Source organism: Micromonospora sp. DT44 (assembly GCF_049841635.1).
GTDB lineage: Bacteria > Actinomycetota > Actinomycetes > Mycobacteriales > Micromonosporaceae > Micromonospora.
In genome coordinates this window covers 1-17,602 of the sequence record NZ_JBNCKS010000040.1, presented here as the reverse complement: position 1 = coordinate 17,602, position 17,602 = coordinate 1, and the positions used below count along the sequence as shown (strand labels likewise).

Sequence of the window (17,602 nt, the reverse complement as noted above, 5' to 3'; positions counted from 1 at the left end):
TACTGATGCCCTGGTGAGGTGCGCCTAAACGAGATCCTCGACGGCCACGGCCTGCTCCACCTGCTCGCGGACGCGCCGGGCCGGTTCCCCCTCGTCGTACAGGCCACGAAGGTCGGCGAAGGCCGGTTCCGGGGGCGCCAACGGGACCGTCGCGTCGACCACGGCCTCCAGCACGCAGGGTCGGTCCGCGGCGAGCGCCTCGTCCCAGGCCGCGCCGACCAACTCCGGACGGTCCACCCGGACGCCGTGCAACCCGAGCAGCCGGGCCCAGCCGGCGTACGGGACGTCGGGGCGGCGGCCCATCGGGTCCCCGGACGATTCCCGTCCGCCGCCCATGCCGTTGTGGTCGCGGTTGTTGAGCACGAGCACCACCAACCGTGGGTCGGCCCAGTCCTGCCAGTGGTGCGACACCGTGATCAGCTCGGCGAGGCCGTTGAGTTGCATGGCCCCGTCGCCGAGCAGCGCGACCACCGGCGCGTCCGGGGCCGCGAGCTTGGCGGCCACCGCGTACGGCAGGGCGCAGCCCATCGAACCGAGGGTGCCGCAGAGTTGCGCGTTCACCCCGGGCGGCAGGACGAGGTGCCGGGCGTACCAGTAGAGGACCGAGCCGACGTCGACCGCCACCGACCCACGGTGCGGCACCCGCGTGGACAGTTCCTGGAGCACGAGCTGCGGGTTGATCGGTTCGGCCGGCGCGGCGGCCCGGTCGGTGGCGGTCGCGCGCCAGCGGTCGACGGAGCTCTCCACCGTCGCGCGCCACTGTTGGTGCGGCCGGGCGGGCACCCGCTCCAGCAGTGCCCGCAGCGTCTCGGTGGCGTCACCGACCAGCGGGACGTCGGCCGGGTAGCGGCTGCCGATGCGGGTGCCGTCGATGTCGATCTGCACCGTGCGGGCCTGGTCGGGCATCGGGAAGTAGTCGGTCCACGGGTCGTTCGTGCCGACCAGCAGCAGCGTGTCACAACCGCCCATCAGCTCGGCCGCAGCCGGTGTGCCGACCTCTCCGAGCACCCCGGCGTGAAAGGGCAGGCGCTCGTCCAGGATCGGCTTGCCCAGCAGGGACGTCGCCACCCCGGCGCCGAGGCGGTCGGCCAGCTCGACGATCTCGGCGGCGGCGCCCCGGCCACCCTGGCCCACCAGGATCGCGGTGCGCTGGCCGTTGCCGAGCACCTGCGCGGCGGCGTCGAGGTCCACCACGTGCGGCAGCACCCGGGCCAGCGGCTCACCGGGGGTCGCCGTGATCACGCCCGCCGCGTGCGTCCCCAGGTCCGGCACCAGGGCCTCCTGCAGATACCGGGGCAGCACCACACACGTCGGGCTCCGCGTCGCCGCCGCGGTGCGGAACGCCTGGTCCAGCAGCGCGGGTACGGACGCGGGGCTGCGGCCGTACCGGACGAACTGGTTGCACACGTCGCCGAAGAGCCGGCTCAACCCGATCTGCTGGTGCGCGCCGCCCAGCGGCCCGGTGACGTCCTCACCGACGATCGCCACGACCGGCTTGCTGTCGAGCTTGGCGTCGTACAGGCCGTTGAGCAGTTGCACCGCGCTCGGTCCCTGGGTGGCCAGGCAGACCCCGATGCCGCCGGTGAACTTGGCGTGGCCGGTGGCCATGAACGAGGCGGTCTCCTCGTGTCGGGCCGGGATGAACGCCGGGTCGCCCCCGGCGTCCTCCAGGGCCTCGACCAGCGGGGCGATCGCCGCTCCGGGGTAGCCGAAGGCGCGCGGTACCCGCCAGGCGCGCATCCGCTCGACCACCAGGTCCGCGACCCGGCGCTCAGCCATTGCCGCGTCCCGGGGTGCCTTCGTCGACGTAGCGCAGGACCGCGCCGACGCCGTCGGTGAGCTGCGGCGCCTCGTCCGCGCCGAGCACCGTCAACGCCGCGTCGGTGCCCACCAGTGCCCGGACCAGCGCCGCGTCGGCGCGGACCCGCTGCGGGTCGCCGACCGACATCGCGCTCAACTGGGCCGGGTCCACGGCGATCTCGGTTGGCTCGGGGCCGATCCACAGCTCGCCGTTGGCCGACGGGTCGTCGACGATGATCATCGTGTCGACCTGGTTGCGTTGCAGGGCCGACACGACCGCGTCGAGTCCCGCGCCAACGTCCTCCTGCACGCCGAACTTGTCCAGCGCGGCGGTGATCCGCTGGTCGGCGACCTCGGCGATGGTCTGCACCGTGAGGTCGTCCAGCATGCTCTGGTCGGCGCCGCCGGCCCGGGAGCCCGCGTCGGTGCGGACGACCAGGTCCTGCCAGCGCGGCGGCATCTGCGCGGCGATCATTCCGGTGGCGCGGACGTCACCGGCCACCACCACGACGTCCGCGCCGACGCGGTCGGCGAGCTCCACGGTCGCGGCGGTGACGTCCCCGGCGTTCTGGTGCCACGCCTCCATGGCGGCCCGCTGGTAGCGCGACTGCGACCAGCCGCCGGGCTGGACCCGACGCAGCGGGAAGCTTTCCCGGCCGGCGACGTGCGCCCGTCGGGGCACTCCGCCCGCGCTGACCGCGACGGCGTCGCCCCCGGTACGGTCGGCCACCACCCGGACCCACGCCACCTGTTCGCCGCGCTGGGCGAGCAGCGGCATGACGTGCGGCAACGGCCCGAAACTCGCCAGGTCGCGCAGTGGCGGCGCGGACAGGTACTCGGAGAGCACCACCCGACCGTGGCTGGCGAAGACCGCCAGGCCGTAGTCCCCGACCATCGGATCGTGACCCCGGATCACCCGGTCCAGCGCGGCGACGCTCGCCTCGTCCGCCCCCTGTTCGGCGAGGCGGCGTTCCAGCGCGCGCCAGCGCAGGTCCAGCGCCGGGGCGGCGTCCTCGGTGTCCGCGGAGGCATCCAGGTATACCGAGCACCACGGCCCGGGTCGGTCGTAGAGCGGGCGCAGGAAGGACAGCTGCATGCTCGACCCCTTTCCAGCTCGACCGCCCGCTTACCCCCGTCGCCCGGGATGTCACCTCGCGGGCGTGAGCCCGTGACCAGGTTTCATTCACGTCGTTCAACCGAGGACATCGATACGATCAGTGAACACAAGCGGACTCTCGGTGGTGGACATGGACAGCGGACTCGATACCCGGCGGATCGTGCACCCGACGGAGCGGATCGTCACGGGACGGCTGGTACGCCTGCTGGACGGCTACACCCGCGAGATCCGCGTCGGCCAACCGGTGCTGGTCGCGGTGCTCGCCGCAGCCGCGTTCGCCCGGCTGCCGGCCCTGCTGCTGCGCGCGCTGTTCTCCTTCGGCGGCGGCGGCGCCCGCCGGCGCTGGAAGGAGCTGAAGCAGGGCCCGGAGTACCTGGTCACCCCGGTCCGCCTGCGGAACACCGCCGGTCAGCTCTGCGAGGTCGAACTGCACGGGCACCTGCCGCAGAGCGCCCTGCACCCGGCCGACCAGGTGCAGCTCACCCTGCGCCCGCAGCGCGATCCGGAGCTACCGCCGCGGATCGAGAAGATCGTCAACCTGACCACCGGGCAGTTGCTCACCCCGCGTACCGCGACCCTCTGGTCACACCTGGGCCCGCCGCTGCTGTTGCAGGCGATGATCGGCGCTCTGCTGTTGGCCGGCGTCGTGGCCTGTTCCGCGCTGACCTGAGCGCTCGGCCGGGGACGGTCAGCCGACCGGGGCGGGCTCGCGGACCGGCTGCCGGTCGCTGCCGAGCATGCCCCGGCGGTGCGCCCAGCGTTCGAAGATCAGGGTGGCGAACGGCGGCACGGCACCCGCCCGCGCCACGACGGTCACCGGCAGGCTCCAGCGGCGCAGCCGCGCCACCGCGAGCACCAGCAACCCGTACGCGATGAACAGGCCGCCGTGGATCGGACTGGCGGTGCCGGTTGTTCGCACCCTCGCCGACCACACAGCGTGCGACAGGGGTCACGGGGCCGGCCACTGGGTAGGAAAGAACCCTCGGGTCTTCCCCGCTCGCACGGGCACGTGCGAGGTTAGAGGGAACCAGCGGTGACAGGGCGGTGACCATGGGCGAGGATGTCGGCGTACGGACCTTCAGTCGGGAGGATCGGGCCCGCTACCGCGAAAAGGTGCGGAACTGCCTGGATGTCTTCGCCGAAATGCTGCGGGAGTCGCGGTTCGACATCGACCGGCCGATGACGGGGCTGGAGATCGAGCTGAACCTCGTGGACGAGGCGTCGAATCCGGCCATGCGCAACGCCGACGTGTTGGCGGCCATCGAGGATCCGAGCTTCCAGACGGAGCTGGGCCAGTTCAACATCGAGATCAACGTGCCACCGCGCCGGCTGACCGGCACCGGGACCCTCGACTTCGGGAGGACGTGCGGGCCAGCCTCAACGCCGCCGAGGAGAAGGCCCGCACGGTCGGCGCGCACATGGTCATGATCGGCATCCTGCCGACGTAGCGTCCCGAGCACCTCACCGCCGAGACACTGTCGGCCAACCCGCGCTACAAGCTGCTCAACGAGCAGATCTTCGCGGCGCGGGGCGAGGACCTGCCGATCGCCATCTCCGGCGTGGAGCGTCTGGCGGTCACCGCCGACACGATCACCCCGGAGGCGGCCTGCACGAGCACCCAGTTCCACCTCCAGGTCAGCCCGGCACAGTTCGCCGACTACTGGAACGCCGCCCAGGTGGTCGCCGGCATCCAGGTGGCGCTCGGGGCGAACTCGCCGCTGCTGTTCGGTCGGGAGCTGTGGCGTGAGACCCGCATCCCGCTGTTCCAGCAGGCCACCGACACCCGGCCGGAAGAGATCAAAGCCCAGGGGGTACGCCCCAGAGTCTGGTTCGGCGAACGCTGGATCACCAGCGTCTTCGACCTGTTCGAGGAGAACGTCCGCTACTTCCCGGCGCTGCTGCCGGTGTGCGACCCACAGGACCCGGCGCAGACCCTGGCGGCCGGCGAGGTGCCGAACCTCGCCGAGCTGCGGCTGCACAACGGCACGATCTACCGCTGGAACCGTCCGGTGTACGACGTGTCGCGCGGCCGGCCGCACCTGCGCGTGGAGAACCGGGTGCTGCCGGCCGGGCCGACCGTGCTGGACACCATCGCCAACGGGGCCTTCTACTTCGGACTGGTCCGCGCCCTGGCCGAGTCGGACCGGCCCCTGTGGTCACAGATGTCGTTCAGCGCCGCCGAGGAGAACTTCACCAGTTGTGCCCGGCACGGCATCGACGCGCAGGTCTTCTGGCCCGGCCTCGGCTACCTGCCGGTCACCGAGCTGGTGCTGCGCCGGCTGCTGCCGTTGGCGCACCACGGCCTGGACCGGTGGGGCCTCGACCCGACCGAGCGGGACCGCCTGCTGGGCGTCATCGAGCAGCGCTGCCTGACCAGCCGCAACGGCGCGACCTGGCAGGTGGCGACGCTGCACCGGTTGGAGTCCACCGATCACCTGGACCGGCCGGAGGCGCTGCGCGAGGTGGTGCGGCACTACGTGGAGCTGATGCACAGCAACCGGCCGGTGCACGAGTGGCCGATTCCCTGACGATCGCTCGTTCTCAGCGACCGTCGGCCGTCGGCCCGGTCGTCGCACGACGGTGGCGGCGGCGGGGACCCTGACCGTGGCAGCCGGGGTCCGCGCCCGTGCGCCCCGACGCTCAGCCGCGTGGCGTGGGTACGCCGAACAGGTCGGTGATGCCGCCCGGCAGCTGGGCCAGCAGGTCGTTACGGTCGTCGTCGTCGAGCGCGTCGGCGACGGTGGTCAGCACGACCCGGGCGTGCTCGCGTACCTGGTCCGCGTTCGCGACCTGCTCCCGGTTGCCGACGTGCTTCAGGAAGTCGCCGACGTCCCACCGGCGCCCCTGGGGGTTGCGGGTGACGGACGCGTTCAGCCGATCGGGCAACTGTGCCGCCAGGTTGTCGGCCTCCTGTCCGGCGAGGCGCTCGCCGAGCACCGACAGGACGGCCTGCACCGAGCGCACGGCCTCGTTCTCCCCGAGCCCTCCGCGCTGTCGTACGGTCGCGATCATCTGCTCGTACTCCATGACCCGCTCCCTCCGCCTCCTGGACCGGCGCGCAGGCCGGCTAACGGACGAACGGACGGCGTTCCCGAGCCCACGGACCACAAACGCGCCGCGCCCCCTCCCGCCGATCTTGCGGTTTCAGTTGTCGACATGGGGCGGTATGCCCCTTGTGTCGCCGCAGAAAGTGCAAGATCGCGGGAGCTGGGGCGGTCAGACCTTGAGGAGCACCTTGGTGCAGTCGTCCTGCTTCTTCTGGAAGATCTTGTAGCCCTTGGGGGCGTCGCGCAGCGGCATGCGGTGGCTCACGATGAAGCTCGGGTCGATCTCGCCGCGCTGGATGCGCTCCAACAGCGGCCGCGTGTACCGCTGCACGTGACACTGGCCGGTCCGCATGATTAGTGAACGGTTCATGAACGCGCCCATCGGGAACTTGTCGACGAAGCCGCCGTACGCGCCGATGACCGACACCACTCCCCCGGATCGGCAGGCCAGGATCGCCTCCCGCAATGCGAATGGCCGTTCCGTCTCGGTCCGCGTGGCCTGTTTGGCCCGGTCGTACGCGTACATGGCGGAGTTGCCGTGGTGGCCCTCCAGACCGACGGCGTCGATGCACGCGTCGGGGCCCCGACCGGCGGTCATCTCGTTGAGGGTGTCCAGCACGTCGACGTCCTCGTAGTTGATCGTCTCGGCGTCGGCGTGCTCGGCGGCGAGCCGCAGCCGGTAGGGGAACCGGTCGATGACGATCACCCGTTCCGCGCCGAGCAGCCGGGCGCTGGCCGCGGCGAGCAGCCCCACCGGTCCCGCGCCCCAGATCGCGATGACCTGCCCGGGCTTGATGTCGCACATCTCGGCGCCCATGTAGCCGGTCGGAAAGACGTCGGCGAGCAGGACGGCCTGGTCGTCGGGGATCTCGTCGGGCACCTTGAGCGGGCCGACGTCGGCGAACGGCACCCGCGCGTACTCGGCCTGGCCGCCCGCGTACCCGCCGAGCAGGTGGGAGTAGCCGAAGATACCGGCCGGTGAGTGGCCCATGACCTTCTCGGCGATGCCCGCGTTGGGGTTGGAGTTCTCGCACACCGAGTAGAGGCCGCGCTGACAGGAGGAGCAGTGCCCGCAGGCGATCGGGAACGGCACCACCACCCGATCGCCGGGCTTGAGGTTGCGGACCTGCGGCCCGACCTCCACCACCTCCCCCATGAACTCGTGGCCGAGGATGTCGCCCTTGCGCATCGCGGGGATGTAGCCGTGGTAGAGGTGCAGGTCCGAGCCGCAGATCGCGGTGGTGCTGACCCGCACGATGGCGTCCCGGGCGTTCATGATCGTCGGATCGGGTACGTCGATCACCTTGACGCTGTCGGTGCCCATCCAGGCGGTGGCCTTCATCTCGCGGTCCCTTCGGATTCCGGTGGTCAGCGACGGGACGTCGGCAGCGGCTGCGCGGGTCGCTGCACCGCCTGCTGGCGTACGGAGATGCCGTTCGGGCTGCCGTCGGAGCGGACCACCTCGCCGGCCTCCAGCACCTGCTTGAACCGGCGCAGGTCGTCACGGACCTGCTGCTCGGGCTCCTCGCCGAAGAGCTTCGCCACGGCTCGGCCGAGCGCGCCCGCCGGTGGCGCGTAGCGCAGTTGCACCCGGACCTCGGTGCCGCGGTCGCCCGGAGCGGGTACGAACGCGACCCGACCGGCGTTCGCCACCCGGCTGCCGGGCAGCGACCGCCAGGTGATCGACCTGTTCGGCTGATCGTCGATGATCTCGGCGTCCCACTCGACGCGGCGACCGGCCGGTCCACGGGCGACCCAGTGCGAGAGGCGCAGGTCGTCGGCGCGTACCGACTCCAGGTGCGCCATGAACCGGGGCAGGTTCTCCAGGTCACGCCAGAACCGGTACGCCTCGGCGGGTGACCGGTTGACCGTCACCGCGATCTCCATCCGGATCATCCGCTCCCGGGCCCGGCGGGCACGACCGGCGGCGATCGCGGTGGCGACGTCCAGGGCGGTGATGCCGGCGATCGCGGCCGTGGTCAGGGCCAGGCGGCGGCGTCGCTCACCCCGCCGGTCGACCATGGCCCGGCCCAGCAGGGTCAGGTCCATGGCGTCACCAGCGACCCGGGTCCACGCCCAACCGGCCGGGCGGCGGCCGGTGAGCAGACCGACGGCGTGGATCACCTCCCGCGTTCCGACGGCGGGGATCACGGCCTGCGCGGCGGGTGAGTCGTCGACGCCGGTCAGGCGGGCCAGGGTCCGGGGCGCGGCCAGTGCGCCCACACCCAGGGCCAGGCTCAGCAGACCCAGCGCCCGCGTCGCCGCGGTCGGCACCGGGCCGTCCAGCTCCGGCAGGAGCATGTTGTCGACCCGGTCCATGAGCCGGTCCCCTTCGGTCGGCGCGAGCGCCGGCGGCCACCGGCGCGGGCGGCCGTGAGCCGCCACCGTGACGCTATGCGGTGAATACGCCCCATGCGCCCGAATTGCGGGAGAACACCGATCACGGCCTTGTTGATGATCGCCGCTATCCTGTAGTCATGAAAATGGATGGGGCATACGAGGTTCGGCAGAGCCGCATCCTGACCGGGCTCACGCTGGCGCTGTACAGCACTCTGCCGATGGCGGGCATGGTGATCGGCCTACAGGACCTGTCCGAGCGCTACGTGTTCTTCATCGTCGGGCTTGGGTTCGAGGCGACCATCCTCGCCCTGATGCAGGGCCGCGTCCGCCACGCGGTCCGGCAGGAGTTGCTCTTCGCCATCGACGATCAGGGCGTCTATCTGGGCCCGGACGAGTACGGCCGACCCGCGATGCGCGAACCATGGCCCCAGATCGACTTCATCGTCTACTTCAAGGGCAGCATCTGGACGACCAGCACCCGACCAAACGTGAACAATAACGTCGGTATCGCCCGAGGTGGCAGAATCATCAGCTCCCGGGCAACGGGCGGCTGGCGCTTCAGCGTCAGGCGAGCCGCCGCGGCCGCCGACCGGTTTGGCGGGGGAAAGCCGGTCCTCAGGGGACCGTATTTCGATCAGGTGCCGCGCGAGTGGTTCCACACCCTCACCTTGCCGCCGACCTGGCTTGCCACCCATGCCGCACCGGGCGGCATGTCCGGAACGAAACGCTGATCAGCCGACCACCACCACCACCACCACCGTCGCGTTGCTCGTCGTGGAGGCCGCCGCGCCAGCGCGCCCGACATCCGGCTCGATCCGCCCGGCACGGTCGTCGGAGTGGTGAAGCTGCGCTGCGACTGCTCGTACGCCCCGCCGGTGTGGCACCGCGACGCCGCCGGCTTCGACGCCGCGACTCCCCTGCGGGTCCGGCACGCGCCGGTCGTGGTCGACTTCGACTTCGGCTAGAACACCCACCGGAGCACGGTGACCAGGCCGACCACGCACAGCGTCACCAGCACCGCGCCGATCACCGCCGCCACCAGGCAGCCCAACCCGTCCCGCCACGAACTCGGCCCGGGACGTGGCCCGTCATCGGTCCAGGTGACGGGCCCGTCCCGGCCGGCCTGCTCCAGCAGCAGGGCGAAGCGCGCGTCCGCCGCCGGCCCGAGTCTGCCGCTGGGGTCGGCGGTCACCCGCAACGCCCGCAGACGTCGCCAAGGGCTCCCGTAGGCGCGCTCGAACGCGGCGACCTCCCGCGCGTCGGTGTCCTCGCCGAGGAAGCCCCACCGCCCGGCCTCGGCCACGTTGCCCACCTGCCGGTAGAGCGCGGCACGCCGCGCCCGCAGCTCCAGGTCGTCGGGGTACGCGGCCGTGAGGCTCGCCAGGCGTTGCATCGCCGGGTGCACGTGCCCGCGCTCCAGATCCGCCGCCACCTTCGCCAGCACCTGCTTTTTCGCCACGGCCGACATTCTGAGCGGTACGCCTGCCACGCCGACAGTTCATTTCCGTCGGACGGGCGTTAGCAACGGGCCGCAGCGGGTAGCCGTCATCCGCTCTTTTCCGGGCCGGGGAGGTGGGATGACGACGGCGACCAGCGACTTCTTCTCGCGGCTGGCCGCCGCTTGCCAGGATCCGCGGTTCAGCAAGGTGTGCGGAAGCGTGCGCTTCGACATCGCCGACGGGGACGACCTGGAGCAGTGGCTCCTGGTCATCGACCACGGCAAGCTACAGGTGTCGCAGAGCGGAGACCCGGCCAACACCGTCATCAGGGTGCCGGCACAGGTGGCGGAGGCGATGGCGCGCGGCGAGGTGAACGGGCTGGCGGCGATCGAGCGCGGCGAGATCCTGGTCGACGGCGACCTCGCCCTGGCGTTGCGCATCGGGCGACTGTTTCCCCGTGCGGCCGATGGTGGTGCGGGACCCGACCAGCCGACGGCGACCAGTGCGCCGTGAGGGACATCCCGGGCACGGTGTCGTGCATCGACGGCAACACCTTCATCGTGTCGGACGCCAGTGGCGACGTGGAGTCCTCGCCCGCCACGCCGGTGGGGCTGTTCGCCGCCGACACGCGCTTCCTGTCCCGCTGGGTGCTCACCGTCAACGGCGAGCGGTTGGCCGCCCTGTCGGTGGACGACAGCCAGTACTACGAGGTCACGTTCTTCGTGGTGCCGGGCGGGGCCGTCGACTACGTGGAGGCGGACGTGTCCGCGATCCGGCGGCGACGCATCGGCCCGGACCTGACCGAGACGCTGACGATTTTCAACTACGGCCAGAGCGTGGTCGACCTCGACGTACGGCTGGAGGTGGAGGCCGACTTCGCCGACATCTTCGAGATCAAGTTCGACATCCAGGACAAGGCGGGCAGCTACTACACCGACGTCGAGCCGAACGAGCTGCGGGTGGGCTATCGGCGTGGGACGTACCGGCGCGAGGTCGTCGTGTCGACGAGCGAGTCGGCCACCGTCGACGCGCGCGGCCTGCGGTACGCGGTGCGACTACGGCCCGGGGAACAGTGGGACACCCGGTTGCGGGTGGTCATGCGGGCGCTGCGACCGGACGGCGTCGACCTGCGCGCCGCACTGCGGGCCCAGCGCCCGGATGAGTCGACGCTGCCGGACAGCGTGCGCGAGTGGGTGGCGCAGGCCCCGACGCTGGACACCGAGAGCGCCACCCTCCAACAGGTCTACCACCGCAGCCTGGTGGACCTCGCGGCGCTGCGGTTCGCGCCGCTGTCGCTCGGCGGAGCCGCCGTACCCGCGGCCGGGCTCCCCTGGTTCATGACCCTGTTCGGCCGCGACAGCCTGCTGACCTGCCTACAGACCCTGCCCGTCACGCCAACGCTGACCCCGCCGACACTGCGGATCCTCGCCTCGCTTCAGGGCGCCCGGACCGACGACGTGCTGGAGGAGGATCCCGGCCGGATCCTGCACGAGCTGCGCTACGGGGAGTCGGCCGCGTTCGAGGAGCAGCCGCACTCCCCCTACTACGGCACCGTCGACGCGTCGCCCCTGTTCGTGGTGCTGCTCGACGAGTACGAGCGGTGGAGCGGCGACACCGGCTTGGTGATGGAGTTGGAGCAGGAGGCTCGCGCGGCCCTGGCCTGGATCGACGCGTACGCGGACCTGACGTCGACCGGCTACGTCTGGTACCAGCGGCGCAACCAGGCCACCGGCCTGGACAACCAGTGTTGGAAGGACTCCTGGGACAGCATCTCCTACGCCGACGGCCGGTTGCCGGGGTTCCCGAGGGCGACCTGTGAGGTCCAGGGGTACGCCTACGACGCCAAGCTTCGCGGGGCGCGACTCGCGCGTACGTTCTGGGGCGACCCGAACTACGCCGAGCGGCTGGAACGCGAGGCGGCGGCGTTGTACGAGCGCTTCAACCGGGACTTCTGGATCGAGGACCGCGGCTACTACGCCCTCGCGCTCGACCACGACGGCACTCCCGTGGACAGCCTCTCCTCGAACATCGGCCACCTGCTGTGGAGTGGCATCGTGGCGCCCGACCGGGCCGCGCGGGTCGTCGAGCACCTGATGGGTCCGGCGCTGTTCTCCGGCTGGGGCGTGCGGACCTTCGCCTCCGGGCAGAGCCGCTACAACCCGCTCGGCTACCACAACGGCACCGTCTGGCCGTTCGACAACTCGTTCATCGCGTGGGGCCTGCGCCGTTACGGGTTCCTCAGCGAGGCGGGCCGCATCGCCGAGGGCATCCTGTCGGCCGCGACCTACTTCCAGGGGCGGTTGCCCGAGGCGTTCGGGGGCTTCGACCGCAGCACCACCCGGTACCCGGTCCGGTATCCCACCGCCGGCAGCCCGCAGGCGTGGTCCAGCGGTGCGCCGATGCTGCTGCTGCGTACCCTGCTGGGCCTCGACCCGCACGAGGAACACCTGGCCGTGAATCCCGCGCTGCCGTCCGCCTTCGACCGGATCGCGCTGCTGGACATTCCCGGACGCTGGGGGCGCGTCGACGCGTACGCCCGGCACCGCCCGGACCGCAACTAATCTCCGGTCCGGACGTGCAGGACGGCGCGGGCCTGTTCGGCGGCGCGGGTGATGCTCTCGCTGATGAAGTCGAGGAAGCGGGCGATGTTCTCCAGGCGGGCCGCGGCGGGGGTGCCTGGGCCGAGGACGGCGACGCCCTCACGTGCGGTCGCGATGAGTTGGTCGTTGGCGCGGGCGCTGGCGATCGTCGCCTGGTAGAAGAGTTCGTTGTCGATGACGTAGCGGTCGCGGCGGCGCTCGTCGCGCTCCCGGCGAACGAGACTCTGACTCTCCAGGAAGCTGATCGCCTTGGAGATGGACGCCGGGCTGACGTGCAGACGCTGGGCCAGCTCCGCCGCGGTGAGGCTGCCCGCGTCGGTGGCGAACAGGCAGGTCAGTACCCGTGACCCCATCTTGTTCAGGCCCGTCGCCATGAGGACGGTGGTGAACGCCTCCTCGTACTCGGCGACGGCCTCGGCGTCACGGCCGTGCGGCTGCGGGGTCACCTCGGCAGTCCGGGTGGCGGACGGCACGCGGCGGCGGGCGCGGCGTTCGGTGGCGCGGTGGGCCAGCTCGGCGCGGTAGGCGTTCGGGCCACCGTTGCGCAGCACCTCGCGCGTGATCGTCGAGGTCGGACGGTCGAGGCGTCGGGCGATCTCGGCGTACGGGAGGCTGTCGGCCAGCCCGGCCGCGATCTGCTGGCGGTCCTGCTGGGTGAGCCTGCCTCCCGGCACGGTGATCTCCTCGGTGGTCGTCCTCAACGGCACTGCCACCATAGCGTTCACCGCCAGTCGATTGCAATGGTGGAAGTGGTGCGCGTTGCTTTATCGGCAAAGCGGTTGCAACGTTTGCAGTGGCCTGAGCTGCTGTTACTAACTATCTACGCAACAAAGCTGTTGCCTCTACATAGAAAGCAACGTAGCGTTTCCGATATCAGAAACACCGGAGAGAGCATCGGAGAACGCCGTGCAGAGCTTCGCCACCCCCGCCCCCATCGCCGCCGTCCTGAACATCCCCGCCGGGCGCGTCCAGTTCATCGCCGCCGACCGCGCCGACACCACCGTCGAGGTCCGTCCGGCCGACGCCGGCCGCGGCCGCGACACCCGGGCCGCCGAACAGACCACCATCGCGTACGCCGACGGCGTCCTGCGGGTTACGACCGCGTCCCCCGCCAACCAGCTCCTGGGCCCCACCGGCTCGGTGGAGGTCACCGTCCAACTGCCCGCCGACTCCCGCGTCGAGGTCAGGGCCGCCAGCGCCGAGCTGCGCGGCGTCGGACGCCTCGGCGACGTCGCCATGGACGGCGCGTACCGCCACATCAAGATCGACGAGGCGGCGAGCGTGCGCCTCACCGCGATCGACGGCACCGTCGAGGTCGGCCGGCTCAACGGACCCGCCGAGATCAGCACCACGCGGGGCGACATCCGCGTCGCGCAGGCAACGCGGGGCCGGCTCGTGCTGCGTACCCAGTCCGGCGACATCTCGGTCGCCGCCGCCACCGGCGTCTCGGCCGCCCTGGACGCCGGCACCGGCCACGGGCGCATCAGCAACGCCCTGACCAACCACGGCAGCGCCGACCTCGACATCCACGCCACCACCTCGCTCGGCGACATCAGCGCCCGCAGCCTCTGAACCCCAACCCCTTTCAAGGAGTACGACCATGACGACGAACAACCCCTCCTCGACCCGTTCGCCCTGGACCGGCCTGGTGCCCGTCGACGACACCGCCCTGGCCGTCACCGACACCGGCGGCGCGGGCGTCCCGGTGGTCTACCTCAACGGCCAGTTCGCCACCCAGGGGTACTGGCGGCACGTCATCACCGACCTGGGTGCCCGATGGCGGCACATCACCTACGACGAGCGGGCCCGCGGCAGAAAGTCGGGACGCTCGGCGGACTACTCCTTCGCGGCGGCCGTCCGGGACGTCGACGCCGTCCTCGCCGCCCGAGGCGTCCAGCGGGCGGTGCTCGTCGGCTGGTCGTACGGGGCCGTCGTCGGCGCCCACTGGGCCCACCGCAACCCGGACCGCGCCATCGGCGCGGTGCTGGTCGACGGCGCGTTCCCGCACGACTGGCTCGACGACGCCATGGAGCAGCGGATCCGCAAGCTGTTCCGGCGCATGGGCTGGTTCACGCCGCTACTGCGGCCGACCGGCCTGACCCCGCGCATGAGCGCCGCCCAGCAGGCGGAGAGCAACATCGAGCTGGGCCGGCTCTCCCGGGAACGCGAACTGGGTCCGGTGCTGGACGGCATCACCGTTCCGGTGCGGTACGTGGTCGCCTCGGGAACCTCCCTCGGCAGCAAGGGTGACGAGCAGGAACGCATCCGCGCGAGCCTCGACGCGGTGACCGCGCGCAACCCGACCATCCGAGTCCACGCGAAGGTCGCCAGCAACCACGGCGCGATCCTCAAGAAGGACTTCGCGGCCGTCGCCCAGGCCGTACGCGAGGTCGCCGCCCTCGACAACGAGCGCCGCTGACACGCCGACCCCGGTCCCCCGGCCGCCGCGCGCGACCGGGTGGCCGGGGCGTCGGCGCACCACTGTGGAGGATCGTCCTCGGGCACGAACGCTGCGGCGCGATCACGGCCACCATCGACGCCATCCACACCGGCGGCACCGCTCCCGGACACATCGGCACCATCGTCGACAGCCTCCGCCCCGTGGTCGAGCCGGTGTTGAACCAGCCCGGCGACCCGGTGGAGAACGCCGTAGGCGCCAACATCGCCGCCCAGGTTCGGGCACTGTCGGCGCGCAGCCTGATCATCGCCGAGAAGGTGCGTCAGGGCGCGCTGCGGGTCGTGGGCGCCCGCTACGACCTGGACAACGGACGGGTCTCGCTGGTGTCCTGACGGCATCTTTTCCCGGTCGTCCGCCTGGTGCGGGCGGCCCTGGCTATTCCAGCGTCCAGGTGACGGCGGGTGGGTGGACCCGAGCGCATACCGGCCCGCCGGCGGCGTCCGTCAGCCCCAGCCTGCCCACCAGTAGCTCGTTACCCTCGTGCGCGTCGCGCAGCAGCACGGCCGGAATGTCGCTGAACATCAGCTTCGCCCGCCGGAACATCGCGAACCCCTGATCGGTCAGCGCTCCCCAGCTCAGGTACAGAAACCGCGCTCCGGGGCGCCCGCGCACGAACGGTCCCCCGACGTCCAGCAGCCCGTCGATCTCGCGGCTGGACACCTCGACGTTCCAGTTCGCAGCGTCGGCGTCGGCCCGCACGCGATCGACCACCTCGCTCTTGCGCTGGATGCCGACGTGTACGTTGCCGAGCCGCAGCGCGTCGGCCTCCGCACCGGCGCGACGGCCTGGAAGATCGCTGCCCTCGATCCGGATCCGCACGCCACCGACTCTAGTTACTCGGCGTCGACCGCCCTTTCGCCGCCCGATGGTCGGCGCTCGGCTATGCCGACATCACCACCTCTGAACGGCCGGACGGGCAACCCCGGGCGCGGGCGACAGCGGGCACCAGGGAACCGACCCCGGTGGGCGTGCGTCTCACCGATGATTGGTCGTTAAGTCCCGTAGTGTCCGCAGTAGTGATCCGCCGTCGGTGAGGAGTTCTGATCATGCGTCGACGCCTGGCCGTGCTGCTGTCCGTACCATTGCTCGCCCTTCCCGCCGCGTGCGCCGCCGCATCGGCGACGCCAAAGCCGCCGCCCGCCGCCGGTACGCCCGCACCGGCGCAGTCCTACTGGGAGGGCCAGGACGAGTTGCTGGCCGCCGCCAATACCGTGGAGGACTACGCCTCCCGGAACTGGTCAGACGCCTACACCTCGGTCAGCCTCGACCTGCCCGGAGGGGTGCTGCTGGTCCACCGCGTTCCCACCGCCGGCTTCGACGCCGAGATCCGCCCGCTGGTGCGCGGGGTGAGCGTGCGCTTCGTCGACTCCGCGTACTCCGGGCGGACGCTGGACGGTTGGTTCGAACGAGTCCAGGCTGACATCGACGACTGGCGGCGCCGTGGCGTCACGATCCATTCCCTGTTCTGGAATGGTGAGGGCTCGGTCGATCGGTGCCTGACGGTGGAGGTTGAGAACCCGCGGCGCGACGCAACCCTCATCACCACGCACTACGCGGACATGTCCATCTGCGTACGCCAAGGCGGGCCCGCTGTGCCGCTCACCGCTAACTGACCGCTCGCGGCTAGGGTTCGGTCATGGTTGACCGGCGTCAGGTGATGGCCTACCGCGTGCGGGCGCAGCAGCTGGACCGGGACGAGGGCTCGCTGGCCGACACCGCCGTCCTGAACATCGGCGTGCAGAACACCGGGCCGGACGGCGCCCGCTGGGCCCTGGCCGTCCGTGGCGTCGATGTGACCGCGCTGTCCGACGCCGACGTGGTCCTGCTTTGGACCGTACGGGGCGCTCCGCACCTCTACCGCCGGGGCGACGTCGGACAGGTGGTGGCCGCAGTCGAGCCGTTCTCCGACGCCGACGCGGGCAAGCGCATCTACGACGCCTCGAAGCCGTTGAAAGCGGCCGGCATCGGCAACCTCGCCGCCCTCGACGAGGTGGCCGCCGGCATGCGGGCGATCGTCACCGCGCCAACGGTCAAGGGCGACGTCTCCGGCCGCCTGGCCACCATGCTGCCCGAGCCGTACCTGCGGTTCTGCCGGCCGTGCGACGCCACCCACCTGTACGAGATGCCGTTCCGGCTCGCCGCCGCGCGGGCCGGTCTGGAGTTGCAGCTCGACACCTCACCTCCGGTCCTGCGGCGCATCACCGGCTTCCGCAGGGCGTCCGCCCCGGGCGACCGGTTCGACCTCGTCCGCGCGTACCTCCGGCTCCTCGGCCCCGCTACTCCGAAGCAGGTCGCCGACTATCTCGACGCGCCCGTCAAGGACGTGAAGGCGCGCTGGCCCGACGACGTGGTCGAGGTGACGGTCGACGGCGAGACGCGCTCGCTGCTGGCCGCCGACGAGGAGGCGCTGACGTCGGCCGAGGTGAGCGGGACCCGCCTGCTCGGCCCGTTCGACCTGTTCCTGCAGGCGAAGGACCGGGCGACACTCGCGCCCGACGCAGCCCACGCGAAGGAGTTGTGGCCGGTGCTGGGCCGCCCCGGCGCGGTCCTGGTCGACGGCGAGATCGTCGGCACCTGGCGTCCGCGCAAGTCCGGCAGGACGTTCACGGTCGCGGTCCAGCCCTGGCACCAACTGTCCGCCGGCACGCGCAACGCCATCACCGCGCAGGCCGAACGCCTCGCCACGCACCGCTCCGCCACGCTCGCCGCCGTCGACTTCGCCAGCTAGATGATCGATTCCAAGGGATGTGGGACCGCAAGTAGACGCGAGGGCGTCCATGATCGGCGTTGTCTAGGCAACG

Annotated in this window: 19 protein-coding genes and 1 pseudogene; 11 read left to right on the top strand and 9 right to left on the bottom strand. The window is 71.4% G+C overall.

Annotation, left to right across the window (positions count from 1 at the left end; genetic code table 11):
* Nucleotides 1-24 precede the first annotated feature (24 nt).
* Nucleotides 25-1,779, bottom strand: coding sequence for a thiamine pyrophosphate-binding protein (locus ACLQ25_RS22310; RefSeq protein ID WP_425732737.1), 1,755 nt, complete (start codon nucleotides 1,777-1,779; stop codon nucleotides 25-27).
* Complete coding sequence (locus ACLQ25_RS22305; RefSeq protein WP_425732736.1) at nucleotides 1,772-2,896, bottom strand: Vms1/Ankzf1 family peptidyl-tRNA hydrolase; 1,125 nt, start codon at nucleotides 2,894-2,896, stop codon at nucleotides 1,772-1,774. Before ACLQ25_RS22305 ends, ACLQ25_RS22310 begins: the two co-directional genes overlap by 8 nt.
* A gap of 142 nt (nucleotides 2,897-3,038) precedes the next feature.
* On the opposite strand from ACLQ25_RS22305, the gene ACLQ25_RS22300 reads away from it, so the two are divergent.
* On the top strand, nucleotides 3,039-3,587 hold the full coding sequence (locus ACLQ25_RS22300; protein ID WP_425732787.1) for a hypothetical protein: 549 nt from the start codon (nucleotides 3,039-3,041) through the stop codon (nucleotides 3,585-3,587).
* A gap of 18 nt (nucleotides 3,588-3,605) precedes the next feature.
* Here ACLQ25_RS22300 and ACLQ25_RS22295 read toward each other — a convergent pair whose 3' ends face one another.
* Nucleotides 3,606-3,836, bottom strand: coding sequence for a DUF3817 domain-containing protein (locus ACLQ25_RS22295; RefSeq protein ID WP_425732735.1), 231 nt, complete (start codon nucleotides 3,834-3,836; stop codon nucleotides 3,606-3,608).
* Between the two features lie 131 nt (nucleotides 3,837-3,967).
* Between ACLQ25_RS22295 and ACLQ25_RS22290 the strand changes: the two are divergent.
* Nucleotides 3,968-5,445 (top strand): annotated as a pseudogene (locus tag ACLQ25_RS22290) (glutamate--cysteine ligase).
* Between the two features lie 112 nt (nucleotides 5,446-5,557).
* Here the strand turns inward: ACLQ25_RS22290 and ACLQ25_RS22285 are convergent.
* The 3 genes from ACLQ25_RS22285 to ACLQ25_RS22275 form a co-directional block, all read right to left on the bottom strand.
* Nucleotides 5,558-5,944, bottom strand: a complete 387-nt coding sequence (locus tag ACLQ25_RS22285) for a DUF2267 domain-containing protein (protein WP_425732734.1) — start codon at nucleotides 5,942-5,944, stop codon at nucleotides 5,558-5,560.
* Between the two features lie 189 nt (nucleotides 5,945-6,133).
* The gene (locus ACLQ25_RS22280) at nucleotides 6,134-7,306 is read right to left on the bottom strand and encodes a zinc-dependent alcohol dehydrogenase (protein ID WP_425732733.1); all 1,173 of its coding nucleotides are present in this window, start codon (nucleotides 7,304-7,306) and stop codon (nucleotides 6,134-6,136) included.
* 26 nt (nucleotides 7,307-7,332) lie between these two features.
* A complete protein-coding gene (locus ACLQ25_RS22275) occupies nucleotides 7,333-8,283 on the bottom strand; it encodes an SRPBCC family protein (protein ID WP_425732732.1) in 951 nt (316 codons plus the stop codon).
* Between the two features lie 80 nt (nucleotides 8,284-8,363).
* Here ACLQ25_RS22275 and ACLQ25_RS22270 point away from each other — a divergent pair, with 80 nt between their 5' ends.
* Together ACLQ25_RS22270 and ACLQ25_RS22265 are read left to right on the top strand one after the other, a co-directional pair.
* On the top strand, nucleotides 8,364-9,035 hold the full coding sequence (locus tag ACLQ25_RS22270; RefSeq protein ID WP_425732731.1) for a hypothetical protein: 672 nt from the start codon (nucleotides 8,364-8,366) through the stop codon (nucleotides 9,033-9,035).
* Nucleotides 9,036-9,140: 105 nt separating this feature from the next.
* Nucleotides 9,141-9,269 carry a hypothetical protein gene (locus tag ACLQ25_RS22265; RefSeq protein WP_425732730.1) on the top strand — a complete coding sequence of 43 codons (129 nt, stop codon included), beginning with the start codon at nucleotides 9,141-9,143 and terminating at the stop codon, nucleotides 9,267-9,269.
* Here the strand turns inward: ACLQ25_RS22265 and ACLQ25_RS22260 are convergent.
* On the bottom strand, nucleotides 9,266-9,763 hold the full coding sequence (locus ACLQ25_RS22260; protein ID WP_425732729.1) for a DUF6584 family protein: 498 nt from the start codon (nucleotides 9,761-9,763) through the stop codon (nucleotides 9,266-9,268). The two genes, ACLQ25_RS22265 and ACLQ25_RS22260, sit on opposite strands and share 4 nt — an antisense overlap.
* 118 nt (nucleotides 9,764-9,881) lie before the next feature.
* Here ACLQ25_RS22260 and ACLQ25_RS22255 point away from each other — a divergent pair, with 118 nt between their 5' ends.
* Entirely contained in the window at nucleotides 9,882-10,256 is a 375-nt protein-coding gene (locus ACLQ25_RS22255; RefSeq protein ID WP_425732728.1) for an SCP2 sterol-binding domain-containing protein, read from the top strand.
* A 5-nt stretch (nucleotides 10,257-10,261) separates the two neighbouring features.
* Nucleotides 10,262-12,304, top strand: a complete 2,043-nt coding sequence (locus tag ACLQ25_RS22250) for a glycogen debranching N-terminal domain-containing protein (protein ID WP_425732786.1) — start codon at nucleotides 10,262-10,264, stop codon at nucleotides 12,302-12,304.
* Here ACLQ25_RS22250 and ACLQ25_RS22245 read toward each other — a convergent pair.
* The gene (locus ACLQ25_RS22245) at nucleotides 12,301-13,017 is read right to left on the bottom strand and encodes a helix-turn-helix domain-containing protein (RefSeq protein WP_425732727.1); all 717 of its coding nucleotides are present in this window, start codon (nucleotides 13,015-13,017) and stop codon (nucleotides 12,301-12,303) included. The two genes, ACLQ25_RS22250 and ACLQ25_RS22245, sit on opposite strands and share 4 nt — an antisense overlap.
* Before the next feature lie 232 nt (nucleotides 13,018-13,249).
* Between ACLQ25_RS22245 and ACLQ25_RS22240 the strand changes: the two genes are divergently transcribed.
* From ACLQ25_RS22240 to ACLQ25_RS22230, 3 genes are read left to right on the top strand one after another with little or no spacing between them, the layout of a single operon-like run.
* Nucleotides 13,250-13,915: a DUF4097 family beta strand repeat-containing protein gene (locus ACLQ25_RS22240; RefSeq protein ID WP_425732726.1), complete on the top strand. Its 666-nt coding sequence runs from the start codon at nucleotides 13,250-13,252 to the stop codon at nucleotides 13,913-13,915.
* A gap of 28 nt (nucleotides 13,916-13,943) precedes the next feature.
* Entirely contained in the window at nucleotides 13,944-14,762 is an 819-nt protein-coding gene (locus tag ACLQ25_RS22235; protein WP_425732725.1) for an alpha/beta fold hydrolase, read from the top strand.
* Complete coding sequence (locus ACLQ25_RS22230) at nucleotides 14,759-15,133, top strand: carbonic anhydrase (RefSeq protein WP_425732785.1); 375 nt, start codon at nucleotides 14,759-14,761, stop codon at nucleotides 15,131-15,133. Before ACLQ25_RS22235 ends, ACLQ25_RS22230 begins: the two co-directional genes overlap by 4 nt.
* A gap of 43 nt (nucleotides 15,134-15,176) precedes the next feature.
* On the opposite strand, the gene ACLQ25_RS22225 is transcribed toward ACLQ25_RS22230, so the two are convergent.
* A complete protein-coding gene (locus ACLQ25_RS22225; protein ID WP_425732724.1) occupies nucleotides 15,177-15,620 on the bottom strand; it encodes a DUF5990 family protein in 444 nt (147 codons plus the stop codon).
* A gap of 227 nt (nucleotides 15,621-15,847) precedes the next feature.
* Here ACLQ25_RS22225 and ACLQ25_RS22220 point away from each other — a divergent pair, with 227 nt between their 5' ends.
* The gene (locus tag ACLQ25_RS22220; RefSeq protein ID WP_425732723.1) at nucleotides 15,848-16,414 is read left to right on the top strand and encodes a hypothetical protein; all 567 of its coding nucleotides are present in this window, start codon (nucleotides 15,848-15,850) and stop codon (nucleotides 16,412-16,414) included.
* 23 nt (nucleotides 16,415-16,437) lie between these two features.
* The gene (locus ACLQ25_RS22215) at nucleotides 16,438-17,529 is read left to right on the top strand and encodes a winged helix DNA-binding domain-containing protein (protein ID WP_425732722.1); all 1,092 of its coding nucleotides are present in this window, start codon (nucleotides 16,438-16,440) and stop codon (nucleotides 17,527-17,529) included.
* The last annotated feature ends 73 nt before the right edge of the window (nucleotides 17,530-17,602 follow it).